An 18,961-nucleotide genomic window follows, 5' to 3' on the forward strand; every position below is an offset into this window, starting at 1 on the left:
GACGAGACGTACGTCACGAGGGCCCACCGGTACCCCATTCAGTTCGTGGGGCCTACCATTCTTACTCGTGAGTAAGAACTCGGTGAGCAAGCGACTCAACACCGCCTTTGCCCGCGCCCTGATGCAGCCTTTCCCCAGCCCATCGCTCCTCCGGGCGAAGCTCGACGCAAACTACGGCGTCTCGGTCAAGGACAAGCGCGTCCTCATCACCGGCGCGTCCTCGGGTATCGGCGAGGAGGCCGCGTACCAATTCGGCAAGCTCGGCGCCAAGGTCATCGTGGTGGCACGACGTGAGGACCTGCTGAACGAGGTCGCCGCGCGCATCACCGCCGCCGGCGGCACCGCGGATGCCATCGCATGCGACCTGTCCGACCTCGACGCCATCGACAAGCTGGTGGAGACCGTGAACGAGCGTCACGGCGGAGTCGACATCCTGGTCAACAACGCCGGCCGCTCCATCCGGCGTAAGACCTACGAGTCTCTGGATCGCTGGCATGACGCCGAGCGGACCATGCAGCTCAACTACTTCTCGCCGTTGCGCCTGATCCGCGGGTTCGCTCCCGGCATGGTCGAGCGCCGCAGTGGCCACATCATCAACGTGGCCACCTGGGGCGTGCTCACGGACGTCGTGCCGCAGTTCGCGGTGTACAACGCTTCCAAGGCCGCGTTGTCGACGGTCAGCCGGATCGTGGATGCCGAATACGGCAAGTACAACGTGCACACCACCACCCTGTACTTCCCCTTGGTGCGCACCCCGATGATTGCGCCGACCGAGGCATACACCAACGCGGCGGCGCTGACCTCCGCGGAGGCCGCCGAGTGGATGGTGCTGGCAGCCCGCACGCGCGTGGTGCGCATCGCACCGAGGATCTCGGTGATGTCGGCTGCCACCAATGCCGTGGCACCCAGCCTGGTGACACGGGTGGCAATGTCGGGGCGCGAAACTCTCTGATAGGGCTCCGTCTCCGTGGTAGACACGGGTATGGAGATATTGTCCAGCCGAATACTGTTGCGTCCTAAGGATTATGACGCAACGCTTACGTTCTACCGAGACACGCTGGGCCTTGCCATAGCCCGCGACTACGGGGCGGGCATGGTGTTCTTCGCCGGACAGTCCCTCGTCGAGATCGCCGGGCACGGCCGTACAGAGGGGCCGCCGGCGGCATTTCCCGGTGCGTTGTGGCTCCAGGTACGCGACGTCTACGCCGCGCAAACCGACCTCGAGGGCCGCGGGGTGTCGATAACCCGTGCCGCGCAGCAAGAGCCATGGGGCCTCCACGAAATGCATGTCGCCGACCCCGACGGCGTCACGCTGATTTTCGTGCAGATCCCCCCGGACCACCCATTACGCAAAGACACCCGGCGGTAGCTTCCGCCGGGTGTCTTTGGAGTTGGCCGCGTTATTACTTGACGAACGGGAAGAAGTCGACGCCCGTGTGGTGGATGATCGTTGTCCGGGTAATCCACAACAGCGCGAGGACGACAACCGCTCCAACCAGAGTGAAGAGCGCCAGTCCCAGGAACTTCACGGCCGGGTTGGATGCGGTGACCGTGCCGTCGTCATTGGTGCCACCGACTCCCGACGAGTAGGCGACCAGGCCCGCCGCGAACACCGCCGGCAGACCCGCACCGAGGACCAACCCAACAACGAGCACCTTGCCGATGGCTTCCAAGTAGTTCATTGAGGCTTCCTTACTATTCTTTGGGTCTACGTCGCTTCGGGTCTGGGTCGCTGGGCTGGTTAGACCGAGGCCGTGTCGTTGGCCGAGTCCTTGTTCGAGGCATCCTTGCTGACGACGGACGCGTCGGTCTTGGCCTCGCGGACATCGGCGGGCACCACCGAGTTGGTGGAGTCGTCCCAATCGGCGTTGACGTTGCTGGAGTCGACCTTCTCCTGCTGAGCGCGCCACCACATGTAACCGGAGAGCCCAACGAGGAGGGCGAAGATGATGAGGTCGCCGATCATCGGAGTGGTGAGGTCACCGATGCCCTTGGAGAGCCAGTAGGACAGCGCGCCGACGATGCCGGCAGCAGGCAGGGTGACCAGCCAGGCCAGCACCATGCGGCCGGCCACGGCCCAGCGCACCTCGGCGCCGGGCTTGCCGACACCGCTACCCAGGATGGAACCGGTGGCCACGTGCGTGGTGGACAGGGCCATGCCGGCGGCGCTGGAACTCAGGATGATCGCGGCCGAGGACGCCTCTGCGGCCAGACCCTGCGGCGACTCGATCTCGACCAGGCCCTTGCCCAGGGTGCGGATGACGCGCCACCCGCCAAGGTAGGTGCCGAGGCCGATCGCAAGCGCGCAGCTGGCGATGATCCAGAACGGCAGGCCGGTCTCCTTGACGTTGCCCGTCAGGTGGCCGGTGGTGATGAGTGCCAGGGCGATGACACCCATGGTCTTCTGCGCGTCATTGGTTCCGTGTGACAGCGCAACCAGGGACGCGGTGGCAATCTGGCCCCAGCGGAAGCCCTCCTCGCGACGCTTCTTCACCACGTTGCGAGTGATCCGATAGACCAGCCACGTGCCGGCAGCGGCAACCAATCCCGCGATGAGCGGCGCAGCGAGCGCAGGGATGATGACCTTCTGCAGAATGCCGTCCCACTTGACGCCCGATAAGCCGATGGCGGCGAGGGCGGCACCGATAAGGCCACCGAAGAGCGCGTGTGACGAGCTGGACGGAATACCAAAGAGCCAGGTCAGCAGGTTCCACAGGATGCCGCCGATGAGACCCGCGAAGATGATCGTCAGGCCCATAGACGGGGTGATGTTAGGCAGCAAATGACCGGTCTTGCTGTCCTGCACCTTGATGACCGAGGTGGTCACGGTGACCGCGACCTCGACGGACAGGAAGGCGCCGACAAGGTTCAGGACGCCCGCGAGCAGAACCGCGGTCTTGGGCTTGAGCGCGCCCGTTGCGATGGACGTCGCCATGGCGTTACCGGTGTCATGAAACCCGTTGGTGAAGTCGAAGGCCAGTGCTGTTGCGATCAACAGCACCAGAATGATCATGGTTGCGTCCATGGCGCTAATTCTGGGGTAAAGGCCTTGACTTTGACCAGCTGATGGAAGACCAAGTTTGGGCGCTGACCGGCCAGTTTGATATTTCCCGCAAGGAGTTCACATTCCGTTAACCTTCCGGGTGCTGACTGTTCGGAATGCGCGCGGGCTTCCTGGCTGATTGCGGCTAGTTTTGCCTGGCGACAACACCAGCCAACAGCACTACGATCCCTAGCAGTCGACACGAAGAGGACGGCCGCCCGTCCGTACAGGAGTTTGAGGCCGTGAACGCATTTCTGAGCAAGATCGTCACCTGGCTTCGGGCGGGATACCCCGAAGGCGTCCCGCCGCCTGACTATGTCCCGCTGTTGGCGCTGCTGGGCCGCAGGTTGAGTAACGACGAAGTCAAAACCGTGGCCCGTGAACTGATGGCCCGCGGCGACTTCGACAACATCGACATCGCCGTGCTCATCACCCAGGTAACCGACGAGCTGCCGACCGCAGACGATATCGAGCGCATCCGCGAGCGACTGGCGAAAAAGGGGTGGCCCCTTGATGATCCGCGTGAGCCCGCAGATCACCGTGAGGAACCGGGCTCCGGTCAGGCCTCCGACCACCCGGCGTGACCCGGCTACTGCGCGCCGTGCCCGTACCCAGCGGGCAGACCATGCTCGGCCTCTTGCCCCGCCTGGCGGAGCTGTTGGATGGCCGTGGCGACGCGGTCTTGCCCGTGCCCGCCGACGACGCCGATCAGGCCCATTTCCTCGCCTCTGAACTCGCCGCCGACGAACCGATCGCCGAGGATGTCGCGGTGGTGATCTCGACGTCAGGTACAACGGGAAAACCCAAGGGCGCCATGCTTACCGGCGATGCCCTCGCCGCCAGCGGTTCGGCCACGCATGCCCGCCTGGGCGGTGCTGGCCAATGGCTACTGGCACTACCGCCCCATCACATCGCCGGAATGCAGGTGCTGCTGCGCAGCATTCAGGCCGGAACCGAACCCGTCGTCATGGACGTCTCGGCCGGTTTCTCCATATCCGACTTCGTGCGCGCGGCCACCGAGATGACCGCGAATCGTCGGTACATCTCTTTGGTAGCAACACAATTAGCGAAGGCGCTGAAAGATCCCGCAGCGTCGGAGGCACTCGCCTCTTTTGACGCCGTGCTCCTGGGCGGTGGTCCGCTCCCTGCATCCGTGGCCATCAGGGCAGCGCAGGCACGTGTCCCGGTAGTCCGGACCTACGGCATGAGCGAGACCTGCGGCGGGTGCGTATACGACGGGGTGGCTCTCGCCGGGGTCCAGGTGCGCATCGGCCCGGAGGGACGGATCAGCCTCGGTGGTGCCACGGTGGCATCCGGGTATCGAAATATTCCGGACCACAAGGCATTTGCAGATCTTAGATGGTTCCATACTGATGACTTCGGCGAGCTCGACGACGGCCGGTTGCGGGTGCTGGGACGATTGGACGAGGCCATCGGCACCGGCGGGCTCACCGTGGTTCCGCAGGTGGTGGAGGCCACCCTTGCCACCCACCCGCTGGTGGCCGAATGCGCTGTATTCGGCGTTCCTGACGACCGGCTGGGCCAGCGGGTCGCCGTCGCGGTGGTGCCTTCCCCCGAGGGCATCCCGACGCTGGAGGATCTCCGCGCGCACGTCAACGCAACGCTCGATGACACCGCCGCCCCGCGTGAACTACACCTCCTCGATGAACTACCCCGGCGCGGGATCGGAAAACTGGACCGCCGCGCCCTCGTCAAACGCTTCTCTTGACCTCAAGCTGACTTGAGTTCATAGCGTTGACGCCATGACACGTAAGCAGTTTGTGCCGGGGTCCGCGCTTCTGGTTCGGGACGGCGACCGCGAGATTGTCAGCACCGCAGCAGGTAACGAGACCGGATTGGTGATGGACTCCGACGCGACAGCTGGGGCGGTCAGTGTCCTGAGCATCTACTTGCCCAGGGGCGCCAACGGCGCGGCCCCACATTTCCACACTCGATCCATCGAGCTTTTCTACCTGGTGTCGGGGCGGCTGGAAATCCTGGCGGGAGATCGCATCGAGATTCTGGAACAGGGTGACACACTGCTGGTTCCCCGGCTGATGCCGCACGCGTTCGGCGCCGCCGCGAACAGCGACGCCAACATCTTCACGGTGCTCTCCCCCGGGGTTCAGCGCTTCGACTACTTCCGGCTGCTCGACCGAATCGTCCACGGCCAAGCCGATATCGGCAAGCTGCAGGCCGCGCAGGAAACCTACGACAATCACTTCGTTCAGAGCGCGGTGTGGTCCGAGGGGCGGGGCCTGTCGGCGTTGGACTCCCTCTGATCAGGCGGCCCCGGCGACCGAGTCAGGCGGCCTCGGCGACCGCCTTGATCCGGTTGAGGGTCACACGCATGCCGTTACGGTTTGTGCGTCCGCGTGCCCAGCCCAGAAGGGCCCAATAGATGCGCAGCTGCAATGTCGGTGTCAGTTCAAAGGATTCGGTGACGTCGGTGCCGTCGCCGACGGGCTCGAACCGATAGCGCCAGGTGATCACCGTCTTACCGTTGGGCCAGAGCACTGCGAAACCAAAGGAACGATCGCGGTCGCATTCGACGATCCGGCACACCGTCCAGTAGACGGGCCCCTTCTGGTTGCGCTTCACATGACCGCGGAAACGCACACCCACCGCAGGGCCGGTGGCGCCGTCGAGCCATTCGGCCTCGAATGTCTCCGGACTGAACTTCCCGGTGTTGGTGATATCACTGACCAATGCCCAAATCTTGTCGGCGGGAGCGGCGATGTGCACGGTGACCGAATCACGCATGGCGTTACGGTACCCGCGATGAATCTCGGTGGCGGGCCGGGTCTGTATCACCATGACCCTCATTTCTCATTTCGATCAGCGGTTCAGCGAGCCCGGTGCCACCGCGCCCGCATGGCACGACGTATCTGCGCTGCTGGCTACTGCCGAGCTGTACTGGATGACCACTGTCCGCGCCGATGGCAGACCGCACATGACTCCATTGGTCGGCCTGTGGCAAGGGGACTTCTTCGTGTTCTGCACGGGCCCGGCCGAGCAGAAGGCCCGTAATCTCGACGCGAACTGCACGGTGGCCGTCGCGACCGGCGTCAACACCTGGAATGACGGGCATGACGTCGTCGTCGAAGGGACGGCCAAACGCGTGCTCGATGCCGCAGTCCTACAAAACCTCGCGGACGCCTACTTCGAAAAGTACGGCGAGGACTGGAAGTTCACACCCAGCGAGGGCGGATTCGGCGAGGGCGATCAATTCGCCGTCGTATACACAGTGGTGCCGTCGAAGGTGCTGTCCTTTGCCAAGAGCCCGCACGGACAGACCCGCTACGCTCCCTAAGGAAGTTCGATCGGCAGTGTGACGCCGTCATGTGCACGGCAGTGCCCACAGGTGTCGACGGATTCGGTCGCGGTCACCGCGGAGCGCACCAGCTCCTTGAATCCGCCGATGTTCCGCTCGAATTCGGCGAACACGTCGACTGCCCGGACGCCCTGCCCGTGTTCGATTCCGGCATCCAGATCGGTGACCAAAGCGATTGCGGCATAGCAAATTTCAAGTTCGCGAGCCAGCACCGCCTCGGGGTATCCGGTCATGTTGACCAGAGTGAAACCCTGCGACGCGTACCACCGGCTTTCGGCCCGGGTCGAGAACCGCGGTCCTTGCACCACCACCATCGTGCCTCCGTCGACGCTCTCCGGTTGCAGCGATACGGCCCGCAGCCCCGGGCAGTACGGGTCGGCGAATTCCACATGGATACCGCCACTGTCGAAGAATGTCTGCTCGCGCCCGCTAGTGCGGTCCACCAGCTGATCGGGCACCACGATGGCGCCGGGACCCAGATCGGGGGTGAGGCTGCCCACGGCACACGGCGCGAAGACCCGTCGAACCCCGAGCGCACGTAGTGCCCACATGTTGGCGCGATAGGGCACGGTGTGCGGCGAGAATTCGTGGCGACTGCCGTGCCGTGGCAGAAACGCCACCTCACGCTCCCCCACCAGCCCAATCGTGATGGGCGCACTGGGCTGACCGTACGGCGTCGTCGGGGTGACGGTCCGCACCGGTTTGTCGAAGAACGAGTAGAAACCGCTACCACCGATCACTGCGAGCATGCCGACATTGTCGTTCAACGCTTCGGCCTACGACCAGTTGGGTATACGGCCGCACTCTACAAACAATTAGTCGCCCATATACCTGCAATAGTTCCCGACATATTGCGGGTGCAATTTTCTCACATTCACCAAGCAATATACCCATAGTTGCCGCAACCGAATGGTGGAACTAACACTGCTGATCGCAGCCATCGCGTGGCGAGTACATGAATTGCTGTTGGAAATTCACACTTGCACGCCGGTGATGCGGCCCGTTCTCCAGCCTTGACGCGTCTGCGGTCAAGGCTACGGTGAAGAGATGAATTCGATTGGGCCTCAACTACATCGAAGACAGTTCCTGATAGCTACCGCAGCGGCATCCGCCGGAGCCCTGGCACTCGCCTCCTGTGCCGATCAGCCCCGCGAAGGAACGGCCCCTACGAAGGAGACAACCGGCGTGTATGCATTACCGAATCTCGACTGGGATTATTCAGCCCTGGAACCGCATATTTCCGGCGAGATCAACCAACTGCACCACGACAAACACCACGCCGCATACGTCAAAGGTGCCAATGATGCCGTGGAGCAGCTCGCCGAGGCTCGAGCGACGGGCGACAACGCCACGATCGTGCTGTTGGAAAAGAACCTCGCGTTCAATCTCGGCGGCCACGTGAACCACTCGATCTGGTGGAAAAACCTCTCCCCGAACGGCGGTGACAAACCACAGGGCGAGCTAGCCGCCGCTCTCGACCAGCAGTTCGGGAGCTTCGATAAGTTCCGCGAGCAGTTCTCCGCGGCAGCCAACGGTGTTCAGGGCTCGGGCTGGGCATGGCTGGGGTACGACACCCTCGGCAAGAAGCTGCTGACTTTCCAGATGTACGACCAGCAGTCCAATGTGCCGTTCGGTACTGTTCCGCTCCTGGGTATGGACGTCTTCGAGCATGCGTACTACCTGCAGTACAAGAACGTGAAGGCCGACTACGTGAAGGCGTTCTGGAACGTGGTGAACTGGCCGGATGTCCAGGCGCGTTTCTCCGCGGCGCTCTCGAAGACACCCGGCTTGATCTTCCCGTAGCGAAGGTTTCGACGCGGCCATGGCAGGATCGGCCACATGGCCAGCATTGCGCAATGGATCGAAGGTTCCCGCCCCCGCACCTGGCCCAACGCCCTCGCCCCGGTAATTGCCGGCACGGGTGCCGCAGCAGCCGCCGGCGCTCCCGTCTGGTGGAAAGCGCTTCTAGCGCTGGCCGTATCGGTATGCATGATTATCGGAGTCAACTTCGCCAACGACTATTCGGACGGAATCCGCGGGACCGATGACGACCGGGTGGGACCGCTGCGGCTGGTCGGCTCTCGGCTGGCGTCACCGACGGCCGTCAAGACCGTCGCCATCGCATTCCTGACCCTGGGCGCGGCAGCGGGGCTGGCGCTGGCCATCACCACCGCCTGGTGGCTGGTGGCCGTCGGCGCGGTCTGCCTCGCCGGCGCCTGGTTCTACACCGGCGGTTCGAAACCCTACGGGTACAGTGGTTTTGGCGAAATCGCGGTCTTCATATTCTTCGGCCTCGTGGCCGTGTTGGGTACCGAGTATGTGCAGACCTCGAAGGCTAGTCCCATCGGCCTCGCACTGGCGGTGGCGATCGGCAGCTTCTCCAGCGCGGTGCTGGTTGCCAACAATCTGCGCGATATCCCCACCGATCGAGAGTCCGGCAAGATCACGCTGGCTGTGCGGTTGGGCGACGCGCGTACCCGCATCCTGTTCCCGGCACTGTTGACGGTTCCGGCTCTGGTCAGCGCCGGACTGGGTTTCGGGCACCCGTGGCGCCTGCTCGGGCTGGTGATGTTGCCGTTGATGGTCAAGGCTGCCCGACCGGTTGTCATCAAAGCACAAGGGCCAGAATTGATTCCGACGCTACGCGATACCGGGCTCGCCATGCTCGGCTGGGCGATTCTCACCGCCTCAGCGCTCGCCTGGTTGAGCTAAACCCCTTGGGGCCACGATGGCCTCAGGAGAAGTTCTTACAGACAACACCTGTGTTTTGGCACGTAACACCGGTGTGGTCCGGCGCACTCACCCATCCGCCCCCCTGGTTGTAGCCCGGAGGCAGATCTGAGCGATTCGGGTTACCGGTGGCATCGCAAAATATCCAGCTGTTCTGGCACGCATGTCCCTGGCCCTGGGGAAGCGTTCCCCAGCCGCTGTTGCCATCCCTGCCGGGCTGCTGATTGGTGAATGACTGACGGGAACCGTCTCCCCCGCCCGGTCCGGGTATTGGCGGCTCGATCGGGCCCGCCAGCGATTCCCCGACCGCTGGCTCGCGCAGAACATCGACACCCTGCACTCCCAATCCGAACAGGGGAAGAGCTAACAGCGCCGTACAGCAAAGAACGTTCCGTGCCTTCGTGAGTGCATACATCGTGACTCCGTAAATCCGCATATTCAGGTGCGGCCCCCGGAAACCCACTGGCAACGAAAGCGCTAGGCGCCGCTTGTATGTCACCCACAGTACACCTTTTGTTAACTTTTACTCAATCTGAAGTTAAGAAATCGATAAACCCTTACCCCGGTAGGGGTATGCGGCCCACGATGTGGTTACAACCATCCACTACCTGGGCAAAAAGCTCGGCAAGACGAGGACAGCACGGCGAGGCGGCCGGAGTCGGCCGATCCCGGCGGGGGCGGTGGACAACGAGCTATTGACCATATGTCACGTCGGTGATAATGGCCGAGGCGGCCGTCTCGTCGCGACCGAGAAGGTACCGCACACACCGCGTTGAGCTGCGCGTCTCAGCTAACGCGACATGTGGACGGACCTCGGGTCATCCCCACCGTGGCGGAGCCTTCGTTCCATCAACGGCCGGGATAGTTACGCAGCCTGATCGAGCAAGCCGACCACGGCTTGCCGCAGTTCCTCGGCGGGCACGCGCTCGGTAATGACCGCCAGTGCCACCGGGTCGCCACCGCGCAGGATTCCCAGCATCATGTGCTCGCATCCGATCCAATTGTCTTTGTGCGCAATAGCTTCCCGCAGGGCCAGCTCCAGGCACTTCTTGGCCGATGAGTTGAACGGGATCATCCCGAACGGACGCCATCCACGTACGCGCCCCCTGCGACGCCCCGACTTTTCGAAGGCTCCGTCGAAGGCCTGCGGCCCAAAGACTTTCGATACATTGTCACGCACTTGGGACAGATCGATGCCGATGGCTTTGAGCGCCTGCGCGTCCTCGTCATCCAGCGGCGGCTCGTGGGTTCCGGCACGGAGTCGGTCGCGCACCGTGTCGGCAGTCAGCCCGTACCCGCCCAGCAGCTCCGAAAGCTGTCCGCCGGCGCTGTCCAGCACCCCAACCAGAACGTGCTCGGCCCCGATCCGCGATTCCGCCATCTCACGGGCTTCTTCCTGTGACAGCACCACGGCGACCTTGGCCGACTTCTGAAACTTCTCAAACATGGCTGCTCACTTCCTCGCACGGTTGTATTTCTGATGCACTGCCTGACGGCTCACTTCGAGCGCCTCGGCGATGGCCTGCCAGCTCCAGCCCTGACCGCGGGCGTTGGCGACATGGATCGCCTCCAGCCGTTCACACAGGCGTCGCAGCGCCTGCACGGCCCGGAGCCCCACGGCCGGGTCGGTGCTGCTGACGGCAGCATCCAGATCGGCAGTCGGAAGATCGCTCATGTCTGTCAACATAGATTGACATCTTTGTGATGTCAATCTATGTTGACAAGCGGGCCTACCAGCACACAGGCAACTCGAGCAAGCCCCCAGTGAGCAGATCGGCCCGCATCGTCAGTTCCGAGACGTCCTTGCACAGGCACAGGCCGGGTAGCCGCTCGACGAGCTGCCCAAGCACCTCGGTGAGCTGCAACCGTGCGAGCGGTGCGCCCACGCAATAACGCGCGCCATACCCGAACGTGACATGAGCCGCAGCATGCCGGGTGACATCCAGCCGGTCCGGTCCTCCGAACACATCCCGATCGTGATTGGCCGCACCGACGTCCAGCAAGAGGAGGTCTCCGGCGGCGATATGTACCCCGTCGAGGTCGAGATCTTCACGTGCATATCGGGGAATCTCCCCACCGCCGGTGCGCGAGGCACGCAAGGTTTCCTCCACCGCATTGGGCACCAGTTCCGGTTGTGCCACAAGCAAAGCCCACTGTTCGGGATTCGCCAAGAGCAGCAGGGTGGCCAGACCGAGCTGGACGACGGTGGTCTCATGCCCACCAAGAAGCAATGCCATCGATTGCGAGGCGATCTCGTGGTCAGCAACACCCTCCACCGCACAGAGCCGGGAGATCACGTCATCGCCGGGATCCGCACGCTTACGACCAACTAGGTGCATCCCGTAGACGAAAAGCTGTCCCATCCCCCACTCAGACAAGCTCCGATCGCGAGTATTCGATGCGGCCGTGGTCCATTCACGAAACTCGGCCCTGTCCCCATAGGGCACACCCAGCAGTTCGCACAACACCATCATCGGCAGAGGCTGGGCGATGGCTGTATACAAATCCGCTGGCGGCCCTTGCTCGATCATCGCGTCCAGCAGTTCGGCAGCCAGCTCGCGCACGCGGCTTTCCAACGCCCGCATCTGCTTTGGCGTGAAGTGCGGTTGCATGAGACGCCGGCCCCGGGCGTGGTCGTCGCGTTCGGTCTCATAGTTGCCGATCGGTCCGCCGAAGAAGGCCGATTTGCCGGACCGGGCGGCGGTATCAGGTGCGGGATGCGACCGGCCCACGCGATCGTCATCGAATAACTGCCGCACTGCCGCGTGTCCGGTGACTAGCCACGCGGGGTCTCCGACAGCGGTGATCACACGGTGCACGGTCCCGGCACGTTGCAGCTCCCGCTGCAGAGGTGCTGGCACGAACAATCCCTCACGGGCGAAGGGCAACTGCGGCGGTTGCATGAAATTACTGGCCCCCAGGATCAAAAAATAGAACCTCTAGTCAATTACACCAGGCATCATAGGCGGTCCGTCGAGACGGGGCCCGTAAAATTCAGAAAACCTCTGATATTTGCTTAACACCTTCTATTTATCTATCTTTACTGGTAATAGTGCGATAAGCGATATCACTCGCATTGCTTACATGCAGATTAGGCCACCGGTTCGGGCTCACACGCAGGGTGTCCATATCAAGGTTATCGATTGCGCGGACAGAAATTAGTACACGTTCTAGTGTGTCAACTTGTTGGAGAAACAGGCATTCGATCGTTCGTCAGGTCAGGCATCTAGGGGTGGAAATTGACACAAACGGCTAGCGGTCCGCGCGCCGGATCGCCCACGACCTATGTCAGCCCTCCGGGCCTGCGCGTGGCCCGGGCGTTGTCCAGGTTCCCCCGGTTGGGCGACACCGTGGGATTGATGTTGGATCCCACCTTCTACCTGTTCGACAAGTATCTGCGGCATGGCCCCGTGTTCACAGTCAAGACGCCGTATCAGACGTACACGGTGCTCGCCGGAGCGGACGCGGCCACCTTCATGAGCAGCAAGCAAGGGCGTGAGTGCCTGACAGTCGGCAGCTCATGGCGTTTCGTCGAGGAACAGTTCGGCGGCAGAGACTCGCTGGTTGCCGTGGACGGACCCCAGCACAAGCAGTGGCGCACACTGCTGCAGCGAGGCTACTCGCGCGAGGCCATCTCCGGCCGTTACGCCGAAGCCGTCGAGGTGATCGACGATGCCGTCGACAAGCACTGGCAGCCAGGGCGATCGGTGCCGGTCCTGCCTGCAATGCAGAAGCTGTCAATCGCACAGGTCGGCACCTTCGTCGGCGGCGTCCGGCCCACAGACAGCGACATCGAGGATATCGCGCTCGTAACCCGCGACATCCTGAAGATCGCTCCGGTACAACATATTCCGAAGTTCATGCTGCGCCTACCGCGCTACGTCAACGCACGGTCGCGCATGGTCGGCGTAGCGCAGTCGGCCGTCGCTCTGGCACGGCGCGCACAGGCGGGCGACGCGCCCCGCCAGTCGGCACTGCTGGAAGACATCCTCGAATCCTGCCGCGATGATCCCGAGACAACCAACCAGCGCAATATGCTGTTCCACTCGGTGTTGCCCTACTTCGCGGGCGTCGAAACCACCTCGGCAACAGCGACCTACGCGCTCTACCTGATCCTCAAACACCCCACGGTCTTGGCGAGGATCCAGCACGAAGTGGACGCCATGTTCGCCGCGGGTGGGATTACCCATGACGGCCTGTTTCACTCCACCCCCGTACTACACGGGGCCGTCATGGAGGCGATGCGGCTACACCCGATCGCCTCCTTCATCATTCGCGTGGCAGCACAGGATTTCGAGTTCCACGGGCATCGCATCCGGCGCGGCGACGGGGTGTTTGTCGGCACCACCGTCCCCCACTTCCTCAGCGAGTTCTACCCCGACCCGATGCGGTTCGACGTCGACCGGTACGGCGACTCGGTGGGGCCCAACCGCACGCCAGGTGCATACTCACCGTTCGGACGCGGGCCGCACATGTGCGTCGGCAAGGGGCTGGCCGAATCGTTGATGCAGCTCATGCTCGCGCGCATCATCCATCGTCGCGCGCTGGAACTCAGCTCTCCGTCTTACCGGCTCTCCAACCGGGTATCTTCCAGCTCTCCATCCCCCAAGTTCGCTGTGCGCGTAGTTAGTTCACGCTGACAATGGACTCCCTCAACCTGAACACACGGGGCTGGCGTTGCGCCTTGCGTTCTACATCTGCGTGGTATGGAGACAGCCGTAAGATACGGGCCCAGATAACATCACGTTCGGCTCCCCGCAAAGGCTCTGCCGTGCAGGCCCTCTCGCTGCCACCGATGTTCACACGACAGTTGGGCCGTTTGATCAACCACGACGACCACAGCGGATGGTTCGGCCGAGACCAGTTTGTGCCGACCACGTATACCGCCCCGTCGATCATCAAGTACTGCAACGGCACAACGACTACCTCTCCGCGCCCGTTCGTGACCAACAAGGTCAACGATGGAATCCGCGAGACGGCCGTGATGGTCCACCGCCCACCCGCGAGCCGATACAGCACACGGTCCGCGAGGACGGAGGACCGCCGGATCGGCGCCGCCAGATTGTGGTGCCCCACGGACAGCACAGCCCTGCGGATCACTCCGACGAGCCCGCCCCGCTCCTGCCATACCTCCGCCGACGAGTCGATGTCAACCTCCCCAAATTCAGAAACCAACAATGCCATGACGATAGCGCTTGCCGATGGCGCGCCAAGTCGAATCGGAGCGATCAGCCCTGATGTGAAGCCAGTGATCACAAACCCCGAGAACCTTGTGACCGAACCGAATTCCGCTGCCGCCGATAGGAAGAACTGAGCATGGAACAGCTAACCGGATACGACGCGAGCTTCCTATACCTCGAGACACCCACGCACTATCACCAGGGTTACGGTGTCGTCATCCTCGACACGTCCACCATGCCGGACGGTTACAGCTTTGAAGCCGTCCGCGACTGGCTGAACTCGCGAGTCGCCGAGATCCCCACCTATACCGAGAGGGCGTACGACCCGTGGTACAACCTCGGGCATCCCTTCTGGGTCGCTGACAGCTCGTTCGACCTGAATCGCCATGTGCATCGCGTCGTCCTCCCCTCGCCGGGCACGGACGCGCAGCTCGCCCAGCGCTGCTCCGAGATCGCCTCGGTGCCCCTTGATCAGCGCTATCCGCTGTGGGGAATCTGGGTGTTGGAGGGCCTGAGCGACGGGAATGTGGCGATTCTCATCAAGCGCCATAACGCGAGCCTCGATGGCGTTCGCGGCAATTCGCAGCTGGGTCAGCTATGCGGCAATGAAGCCACCGAGTTGGCGGTGGTCCGCGATGCCGGGCCGATCGAGCCACTCGCCCTGATGCTGGGGGGCTTGCGCACCCTTACTGGTAAGCCCCTCAAAATGGCCAAAATGCTGGCCGAGAACATCAGGTCACGTCGCCACGGCCATGCCCCGGAGCTTCCGCCCGGCGTACCCGCGCCGATGTCCGCGCCGCGCACGTCGTTCAACACCACGCTGACCTCCAACCGAAACCTGGCGTGGGTCAGCCTGCCGATCGCCGATGTGCTGCAGGTGAAAAGGAGGCTGGACGTCAAGCTCAACGACGTCATGCTGGCGCTGACCGCGACCGTGATGCGCAAGTACCTCATGGCACGCGACGAACTCCCGGACGAACCGCTGCGAGCCTTCGTCCCGGTCTCGGTGCACGACAAACCCGGGCAGCATGGCCGCAACCGCACCACCGGTCTGCTGACCAGTCTGCAGACGCGCACCGACGACCCTGTGCAGCGAGCACGGGAGATCGCATCCATCACCGATGCGGCCAAGGTACATGCCGAAGCGCTGGGGCCCGGGCGGATCCACGACTGGTTCGACTTCAGTGCCCGGTACTGGGGTCTGTTGTTCCGTGCGTACTCCCGTCTTCGCATGGCCGACAGACACAAGGTGATGCAGAACCTCGTGCTGTCGAATATTGGTGGGCGGCACGCGGATCTGTATTTCGCCGGAGCACGGGTGACCGGGTTCTATCCCTTCGGCGCACCATTCGACGGTGGTGCGCTGTTCGTCACGGTTGCCTCTCACGACGACCGGCTCAACGTGGGGCTGATCGCTTGCCCCGAGATCATCCCCGCGCTCGCCGATATCGCCGCGGGGTACAAAGAGGCACTCGCCGAATTATCGGCGGCACTGGATACTGCCGAGGCAATGTCCAGGTGAGCGGCCAAGAACGGGCGGGCGCCGCCCTGAACGCCGATAGGTACCGTGCCGCCACCCGGGACACGATCGACACCCTGATCGGGCTCAACAAGTCCAAACGACCCAACATTCTCGTCGCGGGACTGGCGATCACGGCTGAGAGCGCACAGGCCGGATACCTGATCAACGAATTACTACCTAGCGGTACGGATTACGTCACCTATTACGGCAACTCGCTGGAAGAGGCGTTGTCGGGGGCTATCCGGTTGATCCGTCACACCAGCAAGGTGGATGACGATCGACACTCCGAGAGCTGGATTCTGGTTGCGGACCGCGGTGAAAGACTGCGGCGGTACTTCGATCCTCTCGGCGAGGGCGACCATGCGGGGATGACACGACATGTGCGGTTCGTGTCATCTCCTACAGAGGCACTGACGGAGCTCTCGGCGCGGCCCTGGTCGGGGCTGGTGGTCCTCGATCCTGGCCAGGACTCGGCTGAGCTGCTGTCGACAGCACAGCGGCACAACATGATCCGAGTGATAGCGGAGAGCCGTCCATTGGGTGTCACCGATGCCGGCCGATGGCCCGACGGTGACGTATTCGTCTTCGGTGAGAACCTCACCGACTTCCAGGCTCCGTTCGGCTCCTACTCGATGTCACAACAAGCGTATGGCGTCTGGAACAACCCGCTGGACGCCATGGCGCAGACCTCGACATTCGCCGCGAACGCCACTGCGTTGACGCTGGTTGTCGAAACACTACGCCGCCATGGGCACGTCGACGAGTTTCAGGAAACGGTGCTCGCCGATATCCACACGTCGCGTCGGGCGCGCAACGACCACTTCCGCCGGTTCTCGAATCCATCGGCAGCCGACCTGATGGAGGCCTTCGGCCTCGATTTCGACTTCTCGGAAGCCGACGGAGCACGGATCCTGTTGCGGGACGGCACAACACTGCTTGACTGCGCGCTCGGTAACGGCGCCAACCTACGTGGGCACAATCCACCGGACCTCGCAGCAGTATTGAATGAGCACGACGAGCAGGCGGATTACACCGCACGGTTGTCTAAGTTATTGTGTGCAATAAGCGGTTTCGATGAAATCCTGCCGGCGGTCAGCGGGGCCACGAGCGTGGAGGCCGCGCTGTCACTGGCGCGGCTGGCACGCCCCGACAAACCACGGATCGTCACCTTCCGGGGCAACTTCTCGGGTAAGACCATCTCTACGCTCAATGTCAGCCGCTATGGACCCCAGCGTTCGGCCAGCGTCGACGGCGCATTCGAGCCGTACTACCCGGATGTGGTGTTCATCGACCCCTTCGGCGCCCAGGCAGCCCAGGAGCTCGCCAAGGCCCTGGAGCACCCGGATGTGGGGCTGGTGTGGTGTGAGCTGATCCAAGGGATGTCATGCCGCGCGATACCGCCCGAGCTATTGCGCATAGTCGCCGACGCCAGACAACGCCGCGGATTCCTCGTCGGCATCGACGAAGTGCTCACCGGCGTGTGGCGCAGCGCCGAGACGTTCCTGCTTCAACAGACATGGATGCCCGGCGCCGTGGATATCGTCACCATCGCTAAACCCTTATCGGACATGATGTTTCCGGTGGCGGCGACACTAGCGACATCGACGGTGGTAGACGCTGCGCGCGGAACGAACGCCCGTGCGGTGGCCGATCTACAGAGCCGATATCGAAACAACCTCGGTGCGCACATTGCCTGGCACGCCCTGCGGAGCGTCGACACCCCAGAGTTACACATCCAGCGCCGAGCCGAACGTGCCACCCTCGCCGACGGTCTACGCCGTCTCGCATCCCGGTCACCGCTGTACCAGTCGGTCGAAGGCTACGGCGCACATCTACGCCTTGTCGTGGATTCCCGATACTTCCCGTTCCAGGAGAACGGCCTGATGGGGGAATTACTGGGCCAGGCAATGGAAGACCTGATCCTGCGGCGCTGCCAGGTGGTCCTGGGCCGCGGCCGCTTCTTCCCCCCGCTGTTCCCTCCCACCGGGACCATGGCCGAGGCCGTCGACCGGCTGGAACGAGGATTCGACGGTGTCACTCCGGTCACGGTGTACGCCACGCTGGTGCGTTGTGTCGCAGGTCTGACGACCTACATGGTGAAACGGCAGCTCCAGCGGCTCATGCCCGGGTCCATCCTGTCCCGGGCCGCCACAAAGGAGCGGGCGATGTGAGCGGGTCAGCCTGCTTGCCGCGGACCTGCCCCCAACCACCACGGGGCCACCAAACCGGCAGTTATACCCGCGATTTCGTTGGCCTCCTGAAACAGCGCTCGCGCGTCGTCGATCGAACTCGCGGTGGGCCACGACAGATAGTGATCAATCTTCGCGTAGGCGAGACCGGGCGGCGTATCACCGGACGTGAGGAAGCCGTACAACCAGTCGGCCGACCGTTCCGGTGTGCTGAAGCCCTCGGAACGCTCCAATGTGGTGAGGACCGTACGGAACAGCCAGCGAGACACCCTATTCATGTTTCTGGTGATGCCGGTCGCCGGCATGATCCCCGGATCGTACGAGAGCACAGCGTAGTCGGCCGGGGTTCGTTCGGAGTAGGCGCGACAGAGCTCCACCGTGCCCCTCTTGCTGGTCACATAGGCTTGCGGCCCGCCCAGCGCACCGGGCAGGCATGCCTGCGCCAGTGGAAGACTGGAGGGTTGCGGAAGCCCGGTCCACCAACGTTGACGATCGTGAGCGCCGGAACCCACAAACACCACCCGCGCTCCGTCGCCCAGAGACGGCGACAGCAGCGCCAGCAGCAGGTGCGGCCCTACCAGATTGGTGATCATCGTGCCGTCGAGGCCCCCGTACGCGGGTCCCGGTCGGCGCCCCGGATGAATCGCTGCGTTGAGCACCACCGAGCCGATCGGCCTCAGGTCACCAACGCGCACAGCATCATTGAGTTGGGCTGCGGCTTCCCGAATGCTCGCCAGCACGGCGAGATCGCACACCACGTAGTGCACGCCATCTGCCCCGAATCGACTGATCAACTCATCGCGGCGTCTTTCATTGCGGCACAACATAATCAGTCCATAGGGGCCGGAGTCGGCGAGGAGCTGAGCCAATGCTGACCCAAGCCCGGACGTGGCACCCGTCAGGACCAGCGATCGACTGCTGGTTCGGCGCATAGATCAGGAATATACGGCCATAATCATTTCG

The 18,961-nt window shown here is 63.1% G+C and carries 20 protein-coding genes and 1 pseudogene; 11 read left to right on the top strand and 10 right to left on the bottom strand.

The window, feature by feature from the left end:
* Positions 1-67: 67 nt before the first annotated feature.
* Both AC5Y5C_RS13755 and AC5Y5C_RS13760 read left to right on the top strand, forming a co-directional pair.
* Positions 68-952 carry an SDR family oxidoreductase gene (locus tag AC5Y5C_RS13755; RefSeq protein WP_499972892.1) on the top strand — a complete coding sequence of 295 codons (885 nt, stop codon included), beginning with the start codon at positions 68-70 and terminating at the stop codon, positions 950-952.
* A gap of 30 nt (positions 953-982) precedes the next feature.
* A complete protein-coding gene (locus AC5Y5C_RS13760) occupies positions 983-1,369 on the top strand; it encodes a VOC family protein (RefSeq protein ID WP_499972893.1) in 387 nt (128 codons plus the stop codon).
* Positions 1,370-1,403: 34 nt separating this feature from the next.
* Here the strand turns inward: AC5Y5C_RS13760 and AC5Y5C_RS13765 are convergent, their stop codons facing one another.
* The 3 genes and pseudogenes from AC5Y5C_RS13765 to AC5Y5C_RS13775 all read right to left on the bottom strand — a co-directional run bounded on the left by AC5Y5C_RS13765 (position 1,404) and on the right by AC5Y5C_RS13775 (position 3,224).
* Complete coding sequence (locus AC5Y5C_RS13765; protein ID WP_499972894.1) at positions 1,404-1,682, bottom strand: hypothetical protein; 279 nt, start codon at positions 1,680-1,682, stop codon at positions 1,404-1,406.
* 59 nt (positions 1,683-1,741) lie between these two features.
* On the bottom strand, positions 1,742-3,025 hold the full coding sequence (locus tag AC5Y5C_RS13770; RefSeq protein WP_499972896.1) for an inorganic phosphate transporter: 1,284 nt from the start codon (positions 3,023-3,025) through the stop codon (positions 1,742-1,744).
* Positions 3,010-3,224: pseudogene (locus tag AC5Y5C_RS13775) on the bottom strand (hypothetical protein). Before AC5Y5C_RS13775 ends, AC5Y5C_RS13770 begins: the two are co-directional and overlap by 16 nt.
* Before the next feature lie 61 nt (positions 3,225-3,285).
* Between AC5Y5C_RS13775 and AC5Y5C_RS13780 the strand changes: the two are divergent.
* The 3 genes from AC5Y5C_RS13780 to AC5Y5C_RS13790 are packed head-to-tail and all read left to right on the top strand — an operon-like array spanning position 3,286 to position 5,325.
* Positions 3,286-3,627 (top strand): DUF3349 domain-containing protein, encoded by a 342-nt coding sequence (locus AC5Y5C_RS13780; RefSeq protein WP_499972899.1) that lies wholly within the window; start codon positions 3,286-3,288, stop codon positions 3,625-3,627.
* A complete protein-coding gene (gene menE, locus AC5Y5C_RS13785) occupies positions 3,624-4,772 on the top strand; it encodes an o-succinylbenzoate--CoA ligase (protein ID WP_499972901.1) in 1,149 nt (382 codons plus the stop codon). The genes AC5Y5C_RS13780 and menE overlap by 4 nt, the downstream gene beginning before the upstream one ends.
* A 34-nt stretch (positions 4,773-4,806) precedes the next feature.
* Positions 4,807-5,325: a cupin domain-containing protein gene (locus tag AC5Y5C_RS13790; protein ID WP_499972903.1), complete on the top strand. Its 519-nt coding sequence runs from the start codon at positions 4,807-4,809 to the stop codon at positions 5,323-5,325.
* Between the two features lie 22 nt (positions 5,326-5,347).
* Here the strand turns inward: AC5Y5C_RS13790 and AC5Y5C_RS13795 are convergent, their stop codons facing one another.
* Positions 5,348-5,806, bottom strand: coding sequence for an SRPBCC family protein (locus tag AC5Y5C_RS13795; protein ID WP_499972904.1), 459 nt, complete (start codon positions 5,804-5,806; stop codon positions 5,348-5,350).
* Positions 5,807-5,858: 52 nt separating this feature from the next.
* On the opposite strand from AC5Y5C_RS13795, the gene AC5Y5C_RS13800 reads away from it, so the two are divergent.
* Positions 5,859-6,356, top strand: coding sequence for a pyridoxamine 5'-phosphate oxidase family protein (locus AC5Y5C_RS13800; RefSeq protein WP_499972906.1), 498 nt, complete (start codon positions 5,859-5,861; stop codon positions 6,354-6,356).
* Here AC5Y5C_RS13800 and AC5Y5C_RS13805 read toward each other — a convergent pair.
* Positions 6,353-7,126, bottom strand: coding sequence for an S-methyl-5'-thioadenosine phosphorylase (locus AC5Y5C_RS13805; protein ID WP_499972908.1), 774 nt, complete (start codon positions 7,124-7,126; stop codon positions 6,353-6,355). The genes AC5Y5C_RS13800 and AC5Y5C_RS13805 overlap by 4 nt on opposite strands.
* 436 nt (positions 7,127-7,562) lie before the next feature.
* On the opposite strand from AC5Y5C_RS13805, the gene AC5Y5C_RS13810 reads away from it, so the two are divergent.
* Both AC5Y5C_RS13810 and AC5Y5C_RS13815 read left to right on the top strand, forming a co-directional pair.
* On the top strand, positions 7,563-8,180 hold the full coding sequence (locus AC5Y5C_RS13810) for a superoxide dismutase (protein WP_499973233.1): 618 nt from the start codon (positions 7,563-7,565) through the stop codon (positions 8,178-8,180).
* 36 nt (positions 8,181-8,216) lie between these two features.
* Positions 8,217-9,089 (top strand): 1,4-dihydroxy-2-naphthoate polyprenyltransferase, encoded by an 873-nt coding sequence (locus AC5Y5C_RS13815; protein ID WP_499972910.1) that lies wholly within the window; start codon positions 8,217-8,219, stop codon positions 9,087-9,089.
* A gap of 883 nt (positions 9,090-9,972) precedes the next feature.
* On the opposite strand, the gene AC5Y5C_RS13820 is transcribed toward AC5Y5C_RS13815, so the two are convergent.
* From AC5Y5C_RS13820 to AC5Y5C_RS13830, 3 genes are read right to left on the bottom strand one after another with little or no spacing between them, the layout of a single operon-like run.
* A complete protein-coding gene (locus tag AC5Y5C_RS13820; protein WP_499972911.1) occupies positions 9,973-10,554 on the bottom strand; it encodes a Clp protease N-terminal domain-containing protein in 582 nt (193 codons plus the stop codon).
* A gap of 6 nt (positions 10,555-10,560) precedes the next feature.
* On the bottom strand, positions 10,561-10,782 hold the full coding sequence (locus AC5Y5C_RS13825; protein ID WP_499972913.1) for a helix-turn-helix domain-containing protein: 222 nt from the start codon (positions 10,780-10,782) through the stop codon (positions 10,561-10,563).
* A 55-nt stretch (positions 10,783-10,837) separates the two neighbouring features.
* Entirely contained in the window at positions 10,838-12,010 is a 1,173-nt protein-coding gene (locus AC5Y5C_RS13830; protein ID WP_499972914.1) for a cytochrome P450, read from the bottom strand.
* A 405-nt stretch (positions 12,011-12,415) separates the two neighbouring features.
* Here AC5Y5C_RS13830 and AC5Y5C_RS13835 point away from each other — a divergent pair, with 405 nt between their 5' ends.
* A complete protein-coding gene (locus AC5Y5C_RS13835) occupies positions 12,416-13,747 on the top strand; it encodes a cytochrome P450 (protein WP_499973235.1) in 1,332 nt (443 codons plus the stop codon).
* Here AC5Y5C_RS13835 and AC5Y5C_RS13840 read toward each other — a convergent pair.
* Positions 13,734-14,207, bottom strand: coding sequence for a nitroreductase family deazaflavin-dependent oxidoreductase (locus AC5Y5C_RS13840; RefSeq protein ID WP_499973238.1), 474 nt, complete (start codon positions 14,205-14,207; stop codon positions 13,734-13,736). The two genes, AC5Y5C_RS13835 and AC5Y5C_RS13840, sit on opposite strands and share 14 nt — an antisense overlap.
* A gap of 216 nt (positions 14,208-14,423) precedes the next feature.
* Here AC5Y5C_RS13840 and AC5Y5C_RS13845 point away from each other — a divergent pair, with 216 nt between their 5' ends.
* Together AC5Y5C_RS13845 and AC5Y5C_RS13850 are read left to right on the top strand one after the other, a co-directional pair.
* The gene (locus AC5Y5C_RS13845) at positions 14,424-15,809 is read left to right on the top strand and encodes a wax ester/triacylglycerol synthase family O-acyltransferase (protein ID WP_499972917.1); all 1,386 of its coding nucleotides are present in this window, start codon (positions 14,424-14,426) and stop codon (positions 15,807-15,809) included.
* Between the two features lie 26 nt (positions 15,810-15,835).
* On the top strand, positions 15,836-17,980 hold the full coding sequence (locus AC5Y5C_RS13850) for an aminotransferase class III-fold pyridoxal phosphate-dependent enzyme (RefSeq protein ID WP_499973239.1): 2,145 nt from the start codon (positions 15,836-15,838) through the stop codon (positions 17,978-17,980).
* A gap of 5 nt (positions 17,981-17,985) precedes the next feature.
* Here the strand turns inward: AC5Y5C_RS13850 and AC5Y5C_RS13855 are convergent, their stop codons facing one another.
* Entirely contained in the window at positions 17,986-18,930 is a 945-nt protein-coding gene (locus AC5Y5C_RS13855) for an SDR family NAD(P)-dependent oxidoreductase (RefSeq protein WP_499972919.1), read from the bottom strand.
* Positions 18,931-18,961 lie beyond the last annotated feature (31 nt).

Source organism: Mycobacterium sp. NGS15 (assembly GCF_059813245.1).